Source organism: Nocardiopsis sp. LDBS0036 (assembly GCF_041228755.1).
Classification (GTDB): Bacteria; Actinomycetota; Actinomycetes; order Streptosporangiales; family Streptosporangiaceae; genus Nocardiopsis; species Nocardiopsis dassonvillei.
Genome location: NZ_CP141103.1, coordinates 61792 through 81896, shown reverse-complemented (window position 1 = coordinate 81896; position 20105 = coordinate 61792). Strand labels below are relative to the sequence as shown.

The 20105-nt window shown below is 74.6% G+C and carries 18 protein-coding genes; 8 read left to right on the top strand and 10 right to left on the bottom strand.

The features are described 5' to 3' along the window. The first annotated feature begins 239 nt into the window (after positions 1 to 239). Entirely contained in the window at positions 240 to 1709 is a 1470-nt protein-coding gene (locus UIS43_RS00195) for a bifunctional phosphatase PAP2/diacylglycerol kinase family protein (protein ID WP_013152295.1), read from the top strand. A gap of 27 nt (positions 1710 to 1736) precedes the next feature. Here UIS43_RS00195 and UIS43_RS00190 read toward each other — a convergent pair whose 3' ends face one another. The 5 genes from UIS43_RS00190 to UIS43_RS00170 all read right to left on the bottom strand — a co-directional run bounded on the left by UIS43_RS00190 (position 1737) and on the right by UIS43_RS00170 (position 7372). Continuing rightward, complete coding sequence (locus UIS43_RS00190; protein WP_013152294.1) at positions 1737 to 2189, bottom strand: hypothetical protein; 453 nt, start codon at positions 2187 to 2189, stop codon at positions 1737 to 1739. Positions 2190 to 2354: 165 nt separating this feature from the next. Beyond that, positions 2355 to 3344 carry a phosphotransferase gene (locus tag UIS43_RS00185; protein ID WP_370012131.1) on the bottom strand — a complete coding sequence of 330 codons (990 nt, stop codon included), beginning with the start codon at positions 3342 to 3344 and terminating at the stop codon, positions 2355 to 2357. Between the two features lie 89 nt (positions 3345 to 3433). Next, positions 3434 to 4756 (bottom strand): MFS transporter, encoded by a 1323-nt coding sequence (locus UIS43_RS00180; protein WP_013152292.1) that lies wholly within the window; start codon positions 4754 to 4756, stop codon positions 3434 to 3436. A gap of 138 nt (positions 4757 to 4894) precedes the next feature. Then, positions 4895 to 6541, bottom strand: a complete 1647-nt coding sequence (locus UIS43_RS00175) for an acyl-CoA synthetase (protein WP_013152291.1) — start codon at positions 6539 to 6541, stop codon at positions 4895 to 4897. A gap of 48 nt (positions 6542 to 6589) precedes the next feature. Beyond that, the gene (locus tag UIS43_RS00170) at positions 6590 to 7372 is read right to left on the bottom strand and encodes an enoyl-CoA hydratase/isomerase family protein (protein ID WP_013152290.1); all 783 of its coding nucleotides are present in this window, start codon (positions 7370 to 7372) and stop codon (positions 6590 to 6592) included. A gap of 216 nt (positions 7373 to 7588) precedes the next feature. On the opposite strand from UIS43_RS00170, the gene UIS43_RS00165 reads away from it, so the two are divergent. Continuing rightward, positions 7589 to 8512: a LysR substrate-binding domain-containing protein gene (locus tag UIS43_RS00165; RefSeq protein WP_071621751.1), complete on the top strand. Its 924-nt coding sequence runs from the start codon at positions 7589 to 7591 to the stop codon at positions 8510 to 8512. 98 nt (positions 8513 to 8610) lie between these two features. Here UIS43_RS00165 and UIS43_RS00160 read toward each other — a convergent pair whose 3' ends face one another. Next, positions 8611 to 8940 (bottom strand): hypothetical protein, encoded by a 330-nt coding sequence (locus UIS43_RS00160; RefSeq protein WP_013152288.1) that lies wholly within the window; start codon positions 8938 to 8940, stop codon positions 8611 to 8613. Between the two features lie 99 nt (positions 8941 to 9039). Further along, entirely contained in the window at positions 9040 to 11007 is a 1968-nt protein-coding gene (locus UIS43_RS00155; protein ID WP_370012130.1) for a PQQ-binding-like beta-propeller repeat protein, read from the bottom strand. A gap of 202 nt (positions 11008 to 11209) precedes the next feature. On the opposite strand from UIS43_RS00155, the gene UIS43_RS00150 reads away from it, so the two are divergent. The 4 genes from UIS43_RS00150 to UIS43_RS00135 all read left to right on the top strand — a co-directional run bounded on the left by UIS43_RS00150 (position 11210) and on the right by UIS43_RS00135 (position 14897). Next, entirely contained in the window at positions 11210 to 12151 is a 942-nt protein-coding gene (locus UIS43_RS00150) for an MBL fold metallo-hydrolase (protein ID WP_013152286.1), read from the top strand. Between the two features lie 158 nt (positions 12152 to 12309). Next, complete coding sequence (locus UIS43_RS00145) at positions 12310 to 12921, top strand: hypothetical protein (RefSeq protein WP_013152285.1); 612 nt, start codon at positions 12310 to 12312, stop codon at positions 12919 to 12921. Then, the gene (locus UIS43_RS00140) at positions 12918 to 14066 is read left to right on the top strand and encodes a PrsW family intramembrane metalloprotease (protein ID WP_071621749.1); all 1149 of its coding nucleotides are present in this window, start codon (positions 12918 to 12920) and stop codon (positions 14064 to 14066) included. The genes UIS43_RS00145 and UIS43_RS00140 overlap by 4 nt, the downstream gene beginning before the upstream one ends. A 171-nt stretch (positions 14067 to 14237) precedes the next feature. Continuing rightward, entirely contained in the window at positions 14238 to 14897 is a 660-nt protein-coding gene (locus UIS43_RS00135; protein ID WP_013152283.1) for a TetR/AcrR family transcriptional regulator, read from the top strand. A gap of 257 nt (positions 14898 to 15154) precedes the next feature. Here the strand turns inward: UIS43_RS00135 and UIS43_RS00130 are convergent, their stop codons facing one another. From UIS43_RS00130 to folP, 3 genes are read right to left on the bottom strand one after another with little or no spacing between them, the layout of a single operon-like run. Then, complete coding sequence (locus UIS43_RS00130) at positions 15155 to 15928, bottom strand: pyrimidine reductase family protein (RefSeq protein ID WP_081461702.1); 774 nt, start codon at positions 15926 to 15928, stop codon at positions 15155 to 15157. Beyond that, positions 15910 to 16620 (bottom strand): hypothetical protein, encoded by a 711-nt coding sequence (locus UIS43_RS00125; RefSeq protein WP_013152281.1) that lies wholly within the window; start codon positions 16618 to 16620, stop codon positions 15910 to 15912. Before UIS43_RS00125 ends, UIS43_RS00130 begins: the two co-directional genes overlap by 19 nt. 13 nt (positions 16621 to 16633) lie before the next feature. Further along, positions 16634 to 17494, bottom strand: coding sequence for a dihydropteroate synthase (gene folP, locus UIS43_RS00120; protein WP_013152280.1), 861 nt, complete (start codon positions 17492 to 17494; stop codon positions 16634 to 16636). 457 nt (positions 17495 to 17951) lie between these two features. Between folP and UIS43_RS00115 the strand changes: the two genes are divergently transcribed. Together UIS43_RS00115 and UIS43_RS00110 are read left to right on the top strand one after the other, a co-directional pair. Then, positions 17952 to 18791 carry a TetR/AcrR family transcriptional regulator gene (locus tag UIS43_RS00115; protein ID WP_013152279.1) on the top strand — a complete coding sequence of 280 codons (840 nt, stop codon included), beginning with the start codon at positions 17952 to 17954 and terminating at the stop codon, positions 18789 to 18791. A gap of 15 nt (positions 18792 to 18806) precedes the next feature. Continuing rightward, positions 18807 to 20060 carry an FAD-dependent oxidoreductase gene (locus UIS43_RS00110; protein WP_013152278.1) on the top strand — a complete coding sequence of 418 codons (1254 nt, stop codon included), beginning with the start codon at positions 18807 to 18809 and terminating at the stop codon, positions 20058 to 20060. The last annotated feature ends 45 nt before the right edge of the window (positions 20061 to 20105 follow it).

Genomic DNA, 20105 nt, shown 5'->3' with positions numbered 1-20105 from the left:
TGATTCGGTACCGGGAACCAGGCGGATTGGTCCGCATCATCACGAAAAGGTCTCGAAAGCGAAGGAGCCGGGGCGGGGACGGTCGCGCCGTACGGCACCGCGCGGATCGCGCTTCCGGCGACCGCGTCCCACCGAAACCAACATCGTGTGTGATGTCATCAACACACTGAAGGCTCTCCTGCGGGCGCGCCCTTATGGACATCTGACGGCGCTTTGCCCAATCTGGGGCAATGAGCCTTATGAGTCGACTCCAACGGGCTGACAAGAAGGTCTACGACCACGTGACGGGGTTGGGACCCGCGTCCCTGGACGCCTACACCCCCAAGTTCGTGCAGGCGACGGACAACATGGCGCCGTGGTTCCTCATGTCGGCCACCCTCGCCGCCACCGGCGGCCCCAGGCTGCGGCGCACCGCCCTGCGCGCCATCCTGGCCGCGGGCACCGCCAACCTGGTCTCGGCGGGGATCAAGCAGATCTCGGGGCGCACCCGCCCGGACAACTCGGCCGTCCCGGCCGCGCGCAGCCCCTACCGCTCCTACCCGAGCACCTCCTTCCCCTCCGGGCACACCGCCGCGGCCGCGGCCTACGCGGCCGGGGTCATGACCGACGCGCCCAAGCCGCTGGCCGGGCTGGTCGCCCTCCTGGCGGGCGGGGTGGCGTTCTCCCGCGTGCACAGCGGCGTCCACTACCCCGGCGACGTGCTCGCCGGAGTGGCCATCGGGTGCGGCGCGGCCCTGCTCGCCGGAACGGTGGTGCCGCCCCGGCCCGAACTGGTCTTCGGCGCGCGCACCGTCGCCGACGGGGAGACCGACGTGGACCGCGAGGGCGGCGGGGTGACGGTGGTGGTCAACCCGCGCTCGGCCTCGGGCACGGTGCCCGGGCTGACCGCGGCCGACGTCACGAGCAGGGTGGCGCGGGCGCTGCCCAAGGCGCGGATCATCCCGCTGTCGGCCGACGACGACGTGGTCGGGGTCATGGACCAGGCCGCGCGCACCAGCGAGGTGCTGGCGGTGGCGGGCGGCGACGGCACCGTCAACGCCGGGGCGCAGGCGGCGCTCGACCACGACCGCCCGCTGCTGGTGCTGCCGGACGGCACCCTCAACAACTTCGCCCGCACCCTGGGGCTGTCCTCGGTGGACATCGCGCTGCGGGCCTTCGACGACGGGCGGCTGGCCCGGGTGGACGTGGGCGAGGTGGACGGCCGGATCTTCCTCAACACGTCCTCCTTCGGCTCCTACCCGCGCATGGTGGACCGGCGCGACAAGTGGGCCGAGCGGATCGGCAAGTGGCCCGCGTTCGCGCTGGCCCTGTGGCAGGACCTGCGGGAGGTGAGCCCGATCTCCGCGGTCGTGGACGGCGAGCCCGCCAAGGTGTGGTGGGCGTTCGTGGGCAACTGCCAGTACCGCACGCACGGCCGGGTGCCCGCGCTGCGCGAGCAGCTGGACGACGGGCGGCTGGACGTGCGGGTGCTCACCGCGCGGGCGCCCTTCCCGAGGCTGCGCGCCGTCGCGGACGTGCTGCTGGGCAAGTTCGCGCACGGCGAGGGGTACTCCGAGCGGCTGACCACGGGGCTGACGCTGACCATCCCGGGCGAGCCCAGGCTGCTCGCCGTGGACGGCGAGGTCGTGGAGGGCTCGCGCACGGTGGTCTTCACCAAGCGGCACGCGGCCCTGCGGGTGTTCGTGCCCGCCGTCGAGACCGACCGGTGAACACCGCGAGCGGCGTCGGCACGACCGTCAGCGGCGGCACCGCCGCGGGCCGCGGGAGTGGTCCCTACCGGTGTCGCCGCCCAGCAGGAGGCTGAGCCCCGCCCCCAGCAGCCACGCGTCCTTGGACAGGGGCAGCCCCTGTTCGGTCGGGCGCAGGCTCTGGGGGCGCCGCATGCCCGGGGTGCGCAGGTACAGGCCGAGCAGCCCGGCGGCGAACGCGGTCAGGCCCGCGCCCGCGACACGGCTCGGGACGACGGGGATCAGCAGGGCGGCGCCCAGGGCGATCTCACCGGCCGACAGCAGCCGGGCGAAGGTGACGGGGTCCACGTCCTTGAGGAAGGGGTAGGTCCCCGCCGCCATGCCGTGCAGGCCCTGCGCGGCCTCCTCGTCGGCGCCGCGCTTCTCCAGCCCGGAGTTGAGGACGAACGCCCCCGTGATGACGCGCAGCGGCAGGTCGCGGGTGCTCAGGGGCAGGTTCATGTCGCTCCAACAGCTGGTCGGGTCCGTGGCGTGCCCGGTCGGCCGGTTCCGGCCCGGCCGCACCGACAACAGGTCTTTTCCGGTCGCCAAGAGTCAGGGAGATGTTACCGACCGCGAACAGCGCGGGCGGGCCGCGACCCGCCGGGCCGCCGGATCCGGGCGGCGTCAGCGGGCGCCGGACCGCTCCCCGGCGCCGAGGCGTTCGACGATGCGGACCAGGTCCCGCCAGGCCTGGGAGGTGTCGGGGCCTCCCTCGTGGGGCGCGCGGAACCAGTCGACGAACTCGACGACGTCGCGCAGGTCCCAGCGCAGCCGGTACAGGTCCAGCAGTGCGCGGTCGGGCTCGTGCCCGCTGACCTCGGCGTAGCGTTCCAGTTCGGCGGGGTCGTCGGTGACCAGCCACAGGTCGCGCTCGGGGGCGGCCAGGCCGACGGTGTCCCAGTCGACCAGCAGCGGGCGGTCGCCGCGCCACAGCAGGTTGCCGGGGTGGGGTTCGCCGTGGGTGAGGACCGCCGCCGCGTCCTCCAGGGCGGCCGCGCCGCGGTCGGACTCGGCCAGGCGCTCGCGCAGCGCCGGGGCGTGCTCGGCGAGCAGGTCGGCGGTGGGCCCGGCGTGGGGCCCCGCGTCGCCGACGGCGGCGGGGCGGTCCAGCAGCGCGGCGAGCCGGTCCTGGCCGGGGAGGCGGGTCTCCACGGCGGGCGCGTCGCCCGGTGCGCTGCGGTGCAGCTGGGCGAGGGTGTCCAGGAGCCGGGCCCGCCGGTCGGCGGACAGCTCCCGGCCGAAGTCTCCGGACTCGCCCTCCACGCGGGGGAAGACGCTGAGCGCGTACCCGTCGCCGACCGGGACGACGGTGTCCCCGCCCGGGGTGCGCAGGGGCGCGACGACGAAGCCGAGCCCCTCGTCGTCGTGCAGCCGGGCGGCGGTGTCCATGGCCCGGGTGAGGCGCCGCCGCACGGCGGCCGGGTCCGGGCCGAGGAAGGACTTGCGGGCGAGGTCGGCCACGGTGGTGAACCAGCGGCGGCCCGCGGTGTCGGTGACGCTCCAGTGGTGGTCGCCGAAACCCAGGGGGACGTGGTCGATCGAGGTCGCGTGGACGCCCCACGCCGCCAGCGCGTCGTGCAGGCGTGGTTCCAGGTTCGTCAGCCGTTCGCGCATGCGGCGAAACTACCAGCCGGTCCGCGCCGCGGCCGGGAATTTGCTCCCCGGGGACGCCCGTGTGGCTTCGGAGGCGTCCCCGGGGCGGATCAGTCCAGCGTGGTGCGGTGCAGGGACAGGTCCCGGGTCTCGCGGACCAGGGTGAGCACCACCAGGAGGCTGAGCGCGGCGACGCCGACGAGGTAGAACGCCGGGGTCAGGGCGCTGCCGGAGGTGGCGACCAGCCAGGTGGCCACGAACGGCGCCGTGCCTCCGAAGAGCACGTAGGCGGTGGTGTAGCCGACCGCCGACCCGCTGGCGCGCAGGTGGGCCGGGAACATCTCCACCATCATCGGCACGTTGGAGGTGCCGATCACCGCCACGAGCGCGGCCAGCGCCGAGGTGCCCAGCATCGCCCCGGCCAGCCCGGTGCCCATGAGCTGGAACGCGGGGTAGGTCAGCAGCACGAACCCGGCGCAGGCGGTCATCAGCATGGGGCGGCGCCCGAACCGGTCGCTGGCCCTGGCCATGAGCGGGCACATCAGCGTGTACGCCAGCATCGCGACCACGCTGGTGGTGAGCGCCTGGGTCTTGGTGTAGTCCAGCGACTCCGACATGTAGCTGATCATGTAGCTGCTCATGAAGTAGTAGCCGACGGCGTTGGTGATGCTGTAGCCGAAGAGCGTGAACATCTGGCGGCCGGAGACCCGGAAGGCCTCGCGCAGCGGGCTGCGGGTGGTGTTGTCCTCCCGGGCCATCTCGCGGAAGACGGGGGTGTCGTCGAGCCGGGAGCGCAGGTACAGGCCGATGGCGCCCAGCGGCCCGGCGATCAGGAACGGCACCCGCCAGCCCCACGACATCAGGGCCTCCTCGCTGAGGGTGCCGGTGAGCAGCACGCCCACGCCCGAGCCGACGACGGCGGCCACGCCCACGGTGATGGGGACGGCGCTGGCGTAGCGGGCGCGGCGGCCCTCGGGGGCGTACTCCATGATGAAGGAGGAGGCGCCGGTGTACTCGCCGCCGGTGGAGAAGCCCTGGACGGCGCGCATGAGCAGGAGCAGCAGGGGCGCGGCCAGGCCGATCGCGGCGTAGGTGGGCAGCAGGCCGATGGCGAGGGTGGCCCCGCTCATGCACAGCACGCTCAGCGCCAGGGCGCGGTTGCGGCCGATGCGGTCGCCGTAGTGGCCGAAGAACAGGGCGCCCAGGGGGCGGGCGATGAACCCCGCGGCGAAGATCGCCCAGGTCGCCAGCAGCGCGGCGGCGGGGTCGTAGTTGGGGAAGAACAGCACCGCGATGGTGGCCGACATGACGGCGTAGGCGCCGGAGTCGAACCACTCCACGAAGTTGCCGATGGCGGTGGCGACGGTGACGCGGCGGCGGACGCGGCCGATGTCCTCCGGCGGGGTCGCGGGGGCTTTGGGGTCGTTGAGCACCGTACCCGAACTCCTCTTTCTCACTGGTCCGGGCCTGGCCCGGATTCGATGGTAGGGGGGACAAGAGAGGGGGCGGCCCGCCGGGGTGGCCGGGCGCGGCCGGGTGCGGTGGCGGCCCCCGCCGCCACCGCACGGATCTCAGGCCGTGTCGCGTCGGCGCAGCTCGGCGCGTTGGACCTTGCCGGTGGCGGAGCGGGGCAGGCGCTCCTCGAAGGCGATCAGGCGCGGGTAGGCGAAGAGGGAGTGGTGCTCGCGGGCGAAGGCGCGGATCCGGTCGGCGAGCTCCTCGCTCGGCTCGTACCCGTCGGCCAGTTCGATCCACGCCTTGACGACCTGTCCGCGCAGCGGGTCGGGCAGGCCCACGACCCCGGCGTCGGCGACGGCCGGGTGCTCGCGCAGGGCCGCCTCGACCTCGTAGGGTCCGACCCGGTAGCCGGAGGTCTTGATGACGTCGTCGGTGCGGCCCAGGAACCAGAAGTAGCCGTCGGCGTCGCGGGTGGCCTGGTCCTTGGTGCGGTACCAGGTGCCGCCGAAGGTCTCGGCGGAGGCCTCGGGCCGGTTCCAGTAGCCCAGCGGGAACTGCGGGTTGCTGCGGGCGCGCAGGCAGATCTCGCCGGGTTCCCCGTCGGGGACCTCGCGGTCCTGTGCGTCCAGCAGGACGACGTCCCAGCCGGGCAGCGGGCGGCCCACCGAGCCGGGCTTGACCGGGATTCCGGGCATGTTCCCGAGCAGGGGGTAGGACTCGGTGGACCCGTAGTAGTCGAACGGGGTGACGCCGAACTGCTCCCGGAACCAGGTGATGAGGTCGGTGGTCAGCGGCTCGTTGGAGCAGCACACCACGCGCAGGGACTGGGGGTGGCGGCGTCCGGCGTCGGGCACCCCGGCGCGGAGCTTGCGCAGCAGGGTGGGGTTGACCAGGGCGGTGGTGACCCGGTTGCGCGCCATCGCGGCGAGCAGCCCCTCGGGATCGAAGCCCGCGCGGGGGCGGTGGACCAGGTGGGTGGCCCCGGCTCGCAGCGGGCCCATGAGCTTGGCCATGGACCAGGCCCAGTCGCCCGCCCCGTAGAACACGTCGCCGGGGCGCAGGTCGTGGCAGTAGCGGAACTCGTTGTGGCCCAGCAGGGTGCGGTGGGCGTGCACGATGCCCTTGGCCGCGCCGGTGGTCCCCGAGGTGTAGAAGATGAGCGCGGGGTCGTCGGCGGCGGTGTCGGCGGCCTCGTGGCGGGGCTCGCGGGCGGCCACGGCCGGGTCGTCCACGCTCACGACGCGGACGTCGGCGTCGAGCCCGTGGGAGGCGCGGGCGGCGCGGACGGCTCCCGCGGCGCGTTCCAGGGCGGCGTCCTCGGTGATCAGGACGGTGCTGCCGGAGTCGGCGAGCCGGTAGGCGATGGGGTCGTCGGCCCACAGCAGGGACATGGTGACCAGGACGGCACCGGTGCGCAGCACGCCCAGGTAGGTGGCGGGGGTGTCGGGGCGCTGGGGCAGCAGGACCGCGACGCGGTCGCCCTCGCGCACGCCCAGGGCGTGCAGGTGGGCGGCGACGCGGGCCGCCCGGTCGCGGACGCGGTCCCAGGTGACCTCGTCGCGGTGCCCGGTGTGGTCCTCGAAGACGAGGGCGACCCGGTCCCCGGGGTGGTGGTCGGCGACGTCGACGGCCATGTTGTACCGCTCGGGCACCTCCCAGCGCTGCTCGGAGCGCAGTCGGCGGTAGAGGCGCTCCCCCTCGGCGAGTGCGTCCGGGCCGGGGGTCTCGAAGGCGGCGGCCTCGGTTCCGGTGGTGGTCATCGGGTGGTTTCCCCTGTTCCTGCTGTGGTTTGGCGGTGGAGCGGCGGTTCAGCGGCGCTTGGCCAGGAACCGCTCCATCTCGCGCTGGGGCTCGCCGCTGGCGTAGGCCCGGGCGTGGACGTCCTTGGCGGCGGTGACGGCGTCGGTGAGGGCGGCGTCGTCGATCTCGCGCAGGCGGGCCTTGGTGAGCGCGACGGCGCCGGGGGGCAGGGAGGCCAGGGAGGCGGCGAGGTCGAGGGCCGCGGCGAGCACGTCCCCGCGTTCGGGGACGAGGCGGGTGAGCAGGCCCAGGCGGTGCGCCTCGGTGCCGTCGACCAGGTCGCCGGTGAGGGTGAACTCGATGGTGCGGGCCTTGCCGAGGATGTCCCACATGGCCCAGATGCCGGTGACGCTGGGGATGCCGGAGCGGACCTCGGGCTGGCCCATGCGGACGCCGGGGTGGCCCACGCGCAGGTCGGCCAGGAGCGCGAGCTGGAAGCCCGACCCGGCGGCGACGCCGTTGACGGCGGCCACGGTGGGCTTGTCGACGCCGCGCAGGGCCCGGTAGAGGACGTCGAACTCGTCGATCCAGGCCTCGGCGGCGGCGTGGTCCCCGGGGTCGATGGCCCGGGTCTCGGCGAGGTCCTGACCGGCGCAGAAGGCGTCTCCGGTGCCGGTGAGGACGACGGCGCGGCAGTCGGGGTCGGCTCCGGCCTCGGTGAGGAGCTCGACGATGCGGGCCCGCATGGCGGAGGTCCAGGCGTTGAGCTTGGCGGGGCGGTTGAGGGTGATGACGGTCGTGTGGCCCTCGGTGAGGGGTTCGCGGTGCGCCAGGACGAGTTCGTCGGACACGTGGAGTCCTTTCACATGTTCACAAGCAAGGGTGGTCGACGTACACCGTCGTGTTCGCCGGGGTGCCGGGGACGAGGGGGCCGCCGCGCCGGGGGCGGGGAGGAAGCCGGTTCGTCCTTCCGGTGAACGCCATGAGAACAGCCCGTCGGCTCCGGCGTCCAACACCAGTTGCGACCTCACGCGATATCGCAGTGATATGGCCGGTAGGGTCGCCGCATGGAACTGCGCCACCTGCGCTACTTCACGGTGCTGGCCGAGGAACTGCACTTCGGCCGGGCCGCCGCCCGCCTGCACATGGCCCAGCCCCCGCTGTCCCAGCGCATCCGCGACCTGGAGCGGGAGCTGGGGGTGCGGCTGTTCGACCGGGGGCGCAACCAGGTGCGGCTGACCGAGGCCGGGGCGCTGCTGCTGGAGCACGCGCGGCCGGTGCTGGAGAGCGCCGAGTCCGCCCGCGAGGCCATGCGGCGCATCCGCCCCGGGCGGAGCGGGATACTGCGCGCCGGGATTCCGCCGGACACCATGGCGGTCACGCTGCGCACGCTGACCGCCGAACTGGCCCGCCTGGCGCCCGACGTCCTGGTGGACCTGCACGAGCTGACCACGGACGAGCAGTTGGCCGCGCTGCGCGAGGGCGAACTGGACGTGGGGATGGTGCGCCACCCCTCCGACACCACCGGGCTGGAGTCGGGCCCGGTGGCCAGCCGCAGGCTGGGGGTGCTGCTGCCCGCCGAGCACCGTCTGGCGGCGGGCGGGCCGGTGCGGCTGCGCGACCTCAACGGGATGCCGCTGGTGGTCTTCCCGCGCGCGATGGCGCCGATGCTCTACGACCAGATCATGTCGGCGTGCAGGTCGGAGGGGTTCCGGCCGGGCGCGATCCGGCACGCGCGCAACCCGCACTTCGTCAACGGGCTGGTGCTGGCCGGGCGGGGCGTGCACCTCAACGAGCATCCGCTGGGCGGCCTGCCCGAGGGACTGGTGTGGTCACCGCTGGAGGGCAGCCCGCTGGCGTGGCGCACGTCGGTGGTGTGGCCGCCCCGCCGCAGGCACGCGAGCGTGGCGGTGTTCGTGGCGGCGGCCACGGCGGGCCTGGAGGCGGCGGGGCACGTCATCCAGCCCGGGTCCGGCACCGCGGAGGAGTGAGCGCGGGGCGCCGCGCTCACTCATCGGCGCGGACGGAGGAACGATGGGCGGGGAGCACCGCGTTTCCGTCCGGGCGCGGCGCCCTCGGACCGCTCGGCCTACTCGGTTCCGGCGGCGGAGAGGAGGGCCGCGAGGGCGTCCCCGTCGACACGCACCCGGGAGGTGCCGGTGCGCCCCCGCAGAAGGAGCATCAGGTCGGAGGCGGTGCCCTCGACCGTGGTCGTCGCACCGTCTTCGGCGACGGGCCGCGTCCGCCAGGTTCCCGCTGAGGGGACCACGGTCCAGGCCCGCCCGAAGTCGGCGGTCCGCAGGCACACCACCGCTTCGAAGCCCTCGGGCGGCCCGCTGCCCAGGGCCAGCATGAACGCCAGGAACTCGTCGACCCCGTCGGCGACCAGGTCCGCGGGCAGCTCGAGCGCCCGTCCCACGGCGTTGCGGGCGTCCCAGGCGTGCTTTCGGGGGCTCCCCGAGGAGACGAGTGGGCCCGGCTCCGACGAAGATCCGGAGGGGGTTGTGGAGGTGCCGGGTCAGGGCACCAGGCCGTACACGGTGGTGCCCTCGTCCCAGTCGTAGGCGGTGACGGCCCCGGGGACGGGCAGCAGTCGGAGGTTCACGGCGGAGTCGATCCCGATCACCGTGCCGCCGTCCTCCGGTTCGTCCGGTCCCTCCCCGAGCGGGATCACACGCACGGACGCCGCCACCTCGCCGCCCCACACCGGCTGCTCCTGGTGCGGTACCAGGAGGGTGTCCCCCACGACGAGGGCGTCGCTGATCTCGTCATCCCCCGAAGGCGGTTCGGGGACCATGGTGGTGCGGACCAGCGTGCCGGAGGGGTCGACGCGGTGGACGAGGTGCCCGTCGTTCCCGTCCCGCTCGACGTAGACCGCGCCTCCGGTGTCGGCGTGGACGCGTCCCCGGTATCCCGAACGGATCGCCCGGTATTCCTGGCTGGCCTCGTCGTCATCCTCCATCAGGAACTCCGGGAACTCGCCCGCCACCGCGCCCGTGCGCGGATCCAGCAGAGTGACGGGACCGGAGTCGGAACCGACTCCCACCACGGGGTGCTCCCCCTCCGACACGACGCGCCCCTCCCAGAAGATCCGCATGGAGCCGCTCGGGTACGGGTCCCCGATCTGCGTGCGCCACCTCTGCTCCCCGGTACGCGCGTCCAGGCCGAGAACGACGAGAGGCCGGACATCCGACTCCCCCCGGCACAGGTACGCCGCCAGGATCAGGTCCTCATGGAGAAGGACCCGCCGTTCCGTATCACAGATGGTCTCCGGTTCCTGGGGAGTGGGAGTGAAGGTCCACAGCTCGTCCTCTCCGGTATCGCCGTACGCGATCAGAGTTCCCGGCTCCTCGTCGGAGCCCGTGTAGAGACTGCCCGTGGGAAGGACACCGATGAAGTGGTCGTCCCCGGTAACGGACCGCTCCTCAGGCGGTGCCGGCACCTCCCTGGTGATCTCGCCGGTGGCCGTGTCGACCGCGGTCATCCGCCCGCTCTCGATGTCGTCGGGGACCTGTCGGTAGCTCACGTACGCCAGGTCGCCCCCCAGGGACGCGTCTGTGCTCGTGTACCAGCCGAAGGGGAGCCGGTAGGTCCACAGCTCCTCACCACTCGCACCGTCCAGGCCGACCAGCCCGTCCCCGAGCAGCACGACCGGCCCGCGCGGTCCGGCCACGACCCGCTCGATTCTGGCGTCCTCGGGTTTCTCCCAGGCCCAGCCCACCCGGGTGACCGTGGTCGGCATGCCCGGGGCGGCTCCGGGGGCGGCGACCGCGTGCTCCAGCGGCTGGTGGGTAGTCTCGGAGACGGCCGCCCACCCGGCCGTGACCACGGCCAGGACACCGGCGGCGAAGCCCGTCCAGGCACGCCCGCCCGGCTGGGACCGTGGACTGTGGACGGCGAGGAGCAGCGCCAGGAAGCCCAGGGCGAACGCGCACAGCACAACCCACTGGAGGCTGCCCGGGACCGACGGGGCCCAGGTGTCCCTGCTCTCCGTGAGCCGGGCGAAGGCGTCGAGCGGGAAGGAGCGGTAGGCCAGGTACGACAGCAGCGCGGCCCCAGCAGCCAGCGCCGTGAGGCGGATCAGCCCCCTGCGGTCGTGGTCCGGGCCGGTCTCCCGCGACGCCGCGTGGCGCAGGACCAGGACCAGCAGCGCCAGTCCGGCGGAGAACGCCACGAGCAGGGAGGGGCCGAGCCCCAAGTCCTGCGGCGAGTCCCCCGGGAACAGCGAAACCACCGACAGCAGGAGGGCGCTGGCGACAAGACCCGTTCCGGCCCAGGCGAGGAGGGCGGAGAGGAGGGGCCAGGCCGCGCGGAGCGGTCCCGGCTGGTCTCCGGACCGGGGGAGCGCCTCGTCATCGCGGCGCTGCGGGCCCTCCCGGTGCTCCGGTCCCTCCTCGGAACCGCTCGCGTCCCGGTGCTCGGTTCCGGCTCCGTGGGCGTTCCCCTCCCGGGAGAAGCCCGCGGGAATACCCGCCTCGCTGTTCACGTGTGTCCCTGCTCCCTGGCCCGTCCGAGGGCGTGCGCGTGCGCCCACGGACGCACGAACCGGATATGCGGTCGTCACGATAACAGCGCGTATGGGGGCCGTTTCCCTCTTCGGCCGGTACCGGCCACGGTGGGCTCCGCGGGGGCGCTGTTGTAGCCTCTTCCTTCTTTCCCCGAAGTCGGCGAGCGCGAGGGAGGACCCCATGGACCGGACCGCACGGACAGGGCCGGATGCGGCGAGCCTGACAGAGGTCGTGGACGGCGTGTACGCCTGGGTGCAGCCGGACGGCACCTGGTGGGTCAACAACGCGGGAGCCGTCGCCGGGGGCGACGGGCTCCTGGTGGTGGACACCTGTGCGTCCGAGGCACGCACCCGCGCGTTCCTCGGCGCCCTGGCGCGCGCCACCGGCGGCGCGCCCGTCCGGTGGGCGGTCAACACCCACCACCACGGCGACCACACCTACGGCAACAGCTTGCTGCCCGAGTCCGCCGCGCTCATCGGGCAGGCCGCCATGCGCGAGGCGCTCGCGCAGGACCCGATCCTGGACGCCTGCCCTCCGTTCTGGTCGCCCCTTCCGGACTGGGGCGGCGTCACCCGGCGCCTGCCGTCGATCGTGTTCGACCGGGAGCTGACCGTCCACACCGGCGGGCGGCGGGTGGAGCTGCGCCACCCCGGCCACACGGCGCACACCCCCGGCGACGTGGTGGCCTGGCTGCCCGAGGAGCGGGTGCTGTTCACCGGCGACCTGGTCTTCCACGGGCTGACGCCGCTGGTGTTCATGGGTTCGCTGGAGGGCGCGCTGCGCTCGCTGGAGTGGCTGTACGCGTTCGGCCCCGAACACGTGGTCCCCGGGCACGGCCCGCTGCTGGGCGCCGCCGGGCTGGACGCGGTGCTGGGTGAGCACGAGCGCTACTACCGGTTCGTGCTGGAGACCGCCCGGGACGGGGTCGCCCGGGGGCTCACCCCGCTGGAGAACGCCAGGGACTGCGACCTGGGCGGATTCCGCGACTGGGCCGACGCCGAGCGCATCGTGCTCAACCTGCACCGCGCCCACGCCGACCTCACCGGTACCGACATGGACCTCGCGGCGGCGCTGTCCGACACCGTCGAGTGGAACGGGGGCCCGATGCCCACCGGCCTCTGAGCGTTCCCGGCCGGTCACCGCGCCCCCGCGCCGATCCCCCGCATTGGTGAAATCACCGTAAACGTGTGCCAAGTCGGCGCCGTGCCACCAAAGCACACACTCCCGAATGTTTCGCTTGCCGTGACAGGGCATCACCGCGGGTGACGAGGGGGAACGCCATGGCGGAGGCGACCGGGGAGGACGCGCGCACACAGCGGCGCGGCCCCCGCAGCAACTGGGTGCCACTGGGCGTGGCCGCGGCGGCGATCGCGCTGCTGGTGGTGGCCTGGCCGCTGGTCAACGCGCTCCTGCCCGGCTCGGAGTCCGTCCCCTCCGGCGAACCGGTGCCCGTGGGGTCCGCGGGTGACTACCGGGCCTCCCTCACCTTCCCCCAGGAGGGCTGGCACCTCAACACCGGCTCCAGCCAGGCCGGGCAGATCTACCGCTTCACCCGGGGGCCCGTGGAGCTGACGCTCAGTTCGATCACCCCCGTGACCTCGCCGCCGCCCAGCCTGGAGGAGCTGTGGGCGGGCCTGCGACGGGTCGTGCGCGCCGGCGAGGCGACGGCGAGGCTGGGCGCCCCGGAGGCCATCTCCACCCGGAGCGGCGTCGAGGGGCTCGCCGGGGCCCTGGAGAGCCGGGAGGGGGACGGCTCCGCGGTGGTCTACCCCTCCCCCGACGGACAGCTGGCCGTGGAGATGACCCTGGCCGGGCGCGAGGCCACCCCGGCCGACCTCAGCGCGGTCGCCGACGTCGTGCGCTCGGTCTCCTTCACCCGGGAGGGCTCGTGAACCCCGAACCCGAGAACCGTCCGGCCGCGACCGACCGGGGCTCCGTGCCCTCGCCGCGCCGCGCCCGCCAGGAGGACTCCGGTCCCCGGCACGCCTGGGAGCGGCCGACCGGGGGCGGGCGCGCCCGCGGGCAGCGGCTGCCCGCGCTGGCCGCGCTCGTCCTGATCGGGGTGCTGTGCGCGGTGGGCCTGGGCTACCTGGCGGTGCGGTTCACCGGGCTGGTGCGCGTCTTCTTCTCCGAGGCGGCGCTGGCGGTGTTCCTGGGGCTGGTGACGCTGGCCTTCGGGTTCTGGGTACTGCGCCGCATCCGTCCGGTGCGCGACCCCGCCCTGGACGCCTCCGTGGTCGCGGTGCTCTGGGGTCTGACCGCCGCGCCGGCGGGCGGGGTCGTCGCCAACGCGGGCCTGGGCTCGATCTGGGCCAAGAGCCTGGGGCTGCCCTTCTCCGGGGTCTGGGGGGCGGCCATGACCGCCCCCCTCAACGAGGAGGTGCTCAAGCTCGCCGGGATCGTGCTGGTGGCGGTGGCCTTCCCCGCCGCCGTGCGCGGTCCGGTGGACGGGTTCGTGATCGGGTCCCTGGTGGGTCTGGGCTTCGAGGTGACGGAGAACTTCGTCTACTCGATGAACGCGATCGTCCAGTCGGGCGGCACCGGCGGACTGGTGCCGGTGGCGCAGACGACCGTGGTGCGGCTGGTCCTGACGGGGTTGGGCTCGCACTGGGCGATGTCGGCGGTCGCGGGCACCGCCGTGGGCCTGCTGGCGGCGGTGGCGTGGCGGCCCGGCAGTCGCAGGGCCGGGGCCGCCGCCCTGCTGGTGCTCCTGGCGATGGCGCTGCACTGGCTGCTGGACTCGCCGCTGTTCGCCGGGTTCGGTGGTGTCGTGTTCAAGGTCGCGGCGGTCTTCCTGACCACGATGGCCGTGTACTTCACCGTCCGGCACGCCTACCGGCGCCGGGTGCGCGCGACGCTGGCCTCCGAGGGCGGGGCTCTGGGCATGCGGCGGTCGGCGGCGGTGGCCCTGGCCAACCGGCGCGGCCGCGTCGGGGAGCTGAGCCGCGTGGCGGAACCGGAGCGGCCCGCCGTGGAGAGGCGTCAGGAGCAGATGCTGGCGATCGCCGAGGACCGGGCGGTGCGCCGGACGCCGTGACCGGCGGGCGCGGACCGACCGGACGGCGAGCGGAACGGACAGCGGGCAGCGGGCCGACCGGACGGCGGGCGGGCCGTGGGACGCGCGGACGGCACCGGTCCCGGCCCGCGAACGCCCGGATGGAGGCGACCGCGGATTTTCATCGGCCGTTACCTGGGCATAACGTGCCCCATGGGTGAGCGAGCACGGAGGGGCACGGGGACGACACCGCCGAGGACGGGGCGGGGGCGCACGCGCGACCCCAGCCTCACTCCGCGGGCGATGGCGGCGGCGCTGGCCGAGTACGGCAGGGCGGGTTGGGCCGCGTTCACCCTGGACGGGGTGGCCCGCCGGGCGGGGGTGGGCAAGGCCGCCCTGTACCGGCGCTGGCCGACCAAGGAACGCCTGCTCGCCGACGCCATCGAGCAGCACACCCGGCCGCCCGCCGCGGCCGACACCGGCAGCCTGCGCGGCGACACCCGCGCGCTGGCCTCGGCCCTGCTGGACCACTTCCTGGCCCCGTCGGGCTGGGTCACCCTGCGCGTGGCCGTAGACGCCACCACGGGGATGGAGACCTTCGTGGGACTCCAGGAACGGCTGGTGCGCGTGCACCGCGACGGGATGGCGGACATGGTGCGCAGGGCCGTCGAACGCGGCGAGCTGCCGCCGGGCGCCGACACCGCCCCCTTCACCGAGGCGCTGTACGGGACGGTCCTGGTGCACGCGCTGACCATGGGCCCCGGCCAGCGCGAACGCGCCCGCGAGCACGTGGACGAGCACGCGTTCCCGCTGGCCGACTTCGTGCTGGCCCCGCTGGTGGACGGGGTCGGGACGGGAGCGGCCGACCGCTAAGGGCGCCGGTAGCCGAGCGGCTGCGCTCCGGCCCGCCGACCGCGAGGAGCGCCGGTGACCGCACGGGGTCTCGGCACCGCTCCGGAACCGGGTCCGCCGACCGCGGAGGAGTCCCGGCGCGACCGGTCCCGCCCCGTGGAGGGGCCGACCCCGCGGAAGGGCCGCCCGGGGTCCGCCACGGGTACCGGGCCCGCCGAGCGGTCGGCGATCGCTCCCGCCGGGGCCCGTGGAAGGCGCTCCGCGCGCGGGCCCGGCGGTCAGCTCGGCGGGCGCAGCCAGCGCTGGAGCAGGGTGCCCTCGGACTCGATGAGCACACCGGGCACGAGCGGCGCGTCGGCCGCCGTGCCGACCGCGACGCGCTGCTGGACTCCCCCGGCCATCAGCGGGACGACCGTCAGGCACATCTCGTCCAGCAGACCGGCCGCGGCCACGTCGGCCAGCAGCCGGGGCCCGCCCTCGCACAGGATCCGGGGCAGTCCGCGCCGTACCAGGGCCCCGACCGCCGCGCGCAGGTCCACGCGCTCGCGCCCGCACACCAGCACGCGGTCCTCGCCCAGGGTGCGGCGCGCCCGGTCCAGGGCCTCGTTCCCGGCCGCCCCGCAGGTCACCAGCAGCACCCCGCCGCCCTCCCCGGCCGGCTCGGCCAGCAGCGGCGGAACCCGTCCGCTGCCGCTGACCACGGCGATCTCGGGCCGGTCGGCGCGGCCCTCGGCGACGGCGCGGGCCGCCCGGTCGCCGGTACGCGGGCCCGTCCTGCGGTAGCCCGCCTCGCGCGCGGTTCCGGCGCCGACCAGGACCACGTCGGCCAGGTCGCGCAGGAGCGTGAACACCACCAGGTCGGCGGGGGTGTTGAGGGCTTCGGTGCGGCCGTCGTTCCCGGCCGCCGCACCGTCCAGGCTGGCGACCATGTTGGCGCGCAGCCACGGCCGGTCGGGGTAGGCGTAGAGCCGTTCCAGGGCGGAGGCGTCCAGGGTCTGGCCCGGGGAGGCCGCGCCGGGGGCGGCGTCGTTCATCAGCAGCCGCACGGCCACACCGCCACGAAGTACATGACCCCGAAGGGGTCGTCGGCGTAGAGCACCCGCGGCCGCGCCGGTTCGCCGCCCCGGCCGTCGTCGGCGTCGGCGGCGAGCGCGTGCGCCATGACCTGGAGCGCGGCCCGGCCCTGCGCCATCAGCTCGGCGGCCGGGGCCGGGTCCAGCCGGGCCAGCCCCTCCCAGTCGCCCTCGGACAGGCGGCGGCGGACCTCCTCGTCGAAGGCGAAGGCGCGCTCGTCCGGTCGCACGAGGGCCCTGTCGCCGCGCCGGGCGCTGCCGTCGCCCATGACGAGCAGGCCGATCCGTCCGGTGCGGGCGGCGATCCGCCGCCCCAGCTCCTCCACCTCGGCGGCGGAGGCGCCCCAGGCCACGGTGAGCATCTCCACGCGTCCGCGGTAGCCGACGGTGTCGAGCAGGCGCCGCGCCACGCCCAGGCTCGGCGGCAGCGTCCGTTCCCGGGGCACCCGCCTCCCCGTTCCGCCGAACTCGCGGACCGGCACGAGCGCCTCGGCGTGCTCGGCCGAGACGTCGTGCCCGCCGACGACGACGAGGAGGTCCGGTTCGGCCGCGGCCAGGGCCTTCACCGCGGACTCGCACTCCTCGCGCAGTTCGGCGAGCGGGTCCAGGCCGCCGCCGAGCTCGCGCAGGAGCAGCGGCGGATGCGGACAGACGGCGGTCGCGACGATCACGCTCTCCCCTCCCTCACACCAGTCCCCGCACGGCCCGCGCGGGGGGACGGACCCCGCGGATGCTGGCGACCATGTCCAGCGTCTGCCGCGTCTGGGCCACCTCGTGCACACGGTAGACCTGCGCCCCGTGCCAGGCGCACACGGCGGTCGCGGCGAGTGTGCCGGTCAGGCGCTCGCCGACGGGAAGGTCCAGGGTCTCGCCGACGAAGTTCTTGTTGGACAGCGACACCAGGACCGGTCGGCCGGTGGCGGTCATCTCGTCCAGGCGCCGGGTCAGCTCCAGGGAGTGCCAGGTGTTCTTGCCGAAGTCGTGCGCGGGGTCGATGATCGCCGACGCCGGGTGCACGCCGAGGGAGACCGCGCGCTCGGCCAGGGCGACCGTGTCCTCGACGGCCGAGCGCACCACGTCCTCGTAGCGCGTGCGGTGCGGCGGGGTGCGCGGGGCCACGCCGCCGGTGTGGGTGCACACCAGGGCGGCGTCGAACTCGGCGGCGACCTCGGCCAGCTCCGGGTCGTACCCGCCCCAGGCGTCGTTGAGCAGGTCCGCGCCCGCCTCGCACACCGCCCGGCCCACGGACGCGCGCCAGGTGTCCACACTGATCACCAGCTGGGGGAACTCGGCGCGGACGGCAGCCACGAAGTCGACCACGCGGCGCTTCTCCTCGTCGGCGTCGACCGGCTGGCCGTAGCCCGCGGTGACGCCGCCGATGTCCACGATGTCGGCGCCCTCGGCCACGACCCTGCGCACGCGTTCGAAGGCGGGACCGTCGTCCCAGGTGGCACCGCTGTCGTAGAAGGAGTCGGGGGTGCGGTTGACGATCGCCATGACCAGCGTCGTGTCCGCGTCGTACTCCCGACCGCGCAGTCTCAGCACCGGCCGCTCACTTCCCTCTGTCTCCCTGTCGGCGTCGGACCGGCCGCTCGACCGGCGGGGCGAGGGCGGCGGTAGCCGGTGCCCGCACCGGCCCTCGCGCACGGGACCCTCCCCCAGCGGCCAACACTAGGGCACGTCCGCCCGAGGGGGTCCGGCGACGCGTCCTTGCCCGCGCGCAGGGCCCCGTCGCACACGCGGCTCTCCGGCGGCGTGTCCGTGCGGTGGCCGTTCACGGCCGCGGGCGGGAAGGCGGACGGCCCCGGACCCGCCGCACGAGCCCGGGGCCGCACCGCGGCTCTGGGCTCGCGGAGCACAGGGGCAACAGTTCCGGTCGGTCCCTCAGCCGGGGCCCGGGCCCGCCGGGAGCGCGGACCGGACCGGCTCGGACCGGCTCCGGCGCTTCGAGGGCGAGGGGTTTCCACCCTTCCCTGATACTCGCCTACGTGTTACCTTTGCCATGATGTCAGAGCTCAACAGTCCACGGATCCCGACCGGCCTCGTGAGCGCGGCGGTCCGCGCCTCGGAGAACCTGGGAAAGGACGTGGCCGACGTGCCCCTGATCGCCATCGCGGAGGAGGCGGGGATCTCCCGCAGCACCCTCCTGCGCCGTGTGGGGGGTTCGCGCCGGGCCCTGGACGAGGCGGTGCGCGCCTCGGGCGTGGACCCGGGCGGGCAGCGCCCCGTCCGGGAACGCGCGGTCGAGGCGGCGGGCGGCCTCATCAGCGAACAGGGACTGGCCGCGGCGACCCTGGAGGCGGTCGCCGCCTCCGCCGGGTGCTCGGTGCACAGCCTCTACGCGACCTTCGGCGGACGGGACGAGCTGCTGCGCGCGGTCTTCGAGCGCTACGGCCCGATCCTGGACCTGGAGGCGGTGCTCAGCGGACCGGCGGGTGACCTGGCCGACCGGGTCCGGGCGATCTACCGCCTGTTGGGCAAGGCCTTCAGCCGCGAGCCCCGGGTGCTGCCCGCCATGCTCGCCGACGTGTTCGCCCGCCCCGAGGGACCCACCTCCGACCTGCTCGTCCGGTTCTTCTTCCCCCGCCTGCTCGCCGGACTGGGCGGGTGGCTGGCCGGGGAGGTGGCCGCGGGCCGCGTCCGCGACCTGACGGTCCCCCTGCTGATCCAGCAGATGCTCGCCCCGATCGCCGTGCACTGCATGCTGCGCCCGGCCCTGGACAGAGTGGAGGGTGTGGAGTTCCCCGGGATCGAGGAGGTCAGCGCGGTGTTCGCCGAGTCCTTCCTGCGCGCCGTCGCGACCGATCCGAACACCGCCGACACGTCACCACAATCGCCCTGAACGAGCGGAGTCGCCATGAGTGAACGCACGAGCGAGCGTACGACCTGCGTGGTCGTCGGCGGCGGCCCCGCCGGAATGGTTCTGGGCCTGCTGCTGGCCCGGGCCGGTGTCGAGGTCACCGTGCTGGAGAAGCACGCCGACTTCCTGCGGGACTTCCGCGGGGACACCGTGCACCCCTCCACCCTGGAGCTGCTGGAGGAGCTGGGCCTGTACGAGCGGTTCGCCCGGCTGCCGCAGAGCAGGCTGGACGAGGTGGCCTTCCCGCTGGGCGGGTGCCGCACCGTGACCGTCGCCGACTTCCGCAGGCTGCGGGGGCTCGCCCACCCCTACATCGCGATGGTCCCGCAGTGGGACTTCCTCAACCTCATCGCCGAGGCAGGCGGCGAGGAGGCGGCCTTCACCCTGCGGATGGACACCGAGGTGACGGGGCTGCTGCACGAGTCCGGCCGGGTGGCGGGCGTGCGCTACCGGGACCTCGACGGCGACGGGGAGATCCGCGCCGACCTGACGGTGGCCTGTGACGGGCGGTGGTCGCTGGCCCGCCGCGAGACGGGTCTGGTGTCCCGGGAGTTCCCGGTGGGGATCGACGCGTGGTGGTTCCGCCTGCCCCGTGAGTCGGGTGACCGCGCGACCCTGACCCCGCGTGCGGCCCCGGGCAGGTTCGCCGTGGTCATCCCGCGTGAGGGCTACCTCCAGATCGCCTACATCGGCCCCAAGGGCACCGACCGGGAACTGCGCGCACGCGGGATCGGGGCCTTCCGGCGCGACCTCGCCGAACTCATGCCGGAGCTGGCCGACCGGGTGGGGGCCCTGCGGTCCATGGACGAGGTCAAGCACCTGGACGTGCGGGTCAACCGGCTGCGCCGCTGGCACGTGGAGGGCCTGCTGTGCATCGGCGACGCGGCCCACGCGATGTCCCCCCTCGGGGGCGTGGGGATCAACCTCGCCGTGCAGGACGCCGTGGCCGCCGCGACACTGCTGGCCCGGCCGTTGAAGGGGCGCTCGCTCGCCTCCCGCGACCTGGCCGCGGTGCGCAGGCGGCGGATCGTGCCGACGGTCGCGGTCCAGACGCTCCAGCGCCTCATGCACCGGGGGCTGGCCGAACCGATCATCAGGGGCGAGCGGCAGGGTCCGCCCAAGCCCGTGCTGGCGGCCCTGGACCGCATGCCCTGGTTGTCGTTCGTGCCCGCCTACCTCATCGGCAAGGGCCTGCGCCCCGAGCACATACCGGGGTTCGCCCGCCGCGGCCCCGCGCGCGCGGCCCGTTAGCGGCGGCAAACCCGCCATCGCGGTTCAGGGCCACTGGCGTCACAC

What these genes read in the sequence shown, in the direction of transcription:
- UIS43_RS00135 (WP_013152283.1), top strand. Translation starts at nt 14,238, where the DNA reads ATGGGTGAGCGAGCACGGAGGGGCACGGGGACGACACCGCCGAGGACG.
- UIS43_RS00190 (WP_013152294.1), bottom strand. Translation starts at nt 2,189, where the DNA reads ATGAACCTGCCCCTGAGCACCCGCGACCTGCCGCTGCGCGTCATCACG.
- UIS43_RS00115 (WP_013152279.1), top strand. Translation starts at nt 17,952, where the DNA reads ATGATGTCAGAGCTCAACAGTCCACGGATCCCGACCGGCCTCGTGAGC.
- UIS43_RS00150 (WP_013152286.1), top strand. Translation starts at nt 11,210, where the DNA reads ATGGACCGGACCGCACGGACAGGGCCGGATGCGGCGAGCCTGACAGAG.
- UIS43_RS00110 (WP_013152278.1), top strand. Translation starts at nt 18,807, where the DNA reads ATGAGTGAACGCACGAGCGAGCGTACGACCTGCGTGGTCGTCGGCGGC.
- UIS43_RS00145 (WP_013152285.1), top strand. Translation starts at nt 12,310, where the DNA reads ATGGCGGAGGCGACCGGGGAGGACGCGCGCACACAGCGGCGCGGCCCC.
- UIS43_RS00185 (WP_370012131.1), bottom strand. Translation starts at nt 3,344, where the DNA reads ATGCGCGAACGGCTGACGAACCTGGAACCACGCCTGCACGACGCGCTG.
- UIS43_RS00165 (WP_071621751.1), top strand. Translation starts at nt 7,589, where the DNA reads ATGGAACTGCGCCACCTGCGCTACTTCACGGTGCTGGCCGAGGAACTG.
- UIS43_RS00195 (WP_013152295.1), top strand. Translation starts at nt 240, where the DNA reads ATGAGTCGACTCCAACGGGCTGACAAGAAGGTCTACGACCACGTGACG.
- UIS43_RS00175 (WP_013152291.1), bottom strand. Translation starts at nt 6,541, where the DNA reads ATGACCACCACCGGAACCGAGGCCGCCGCCTTCGAGACCCCCGGCCCG.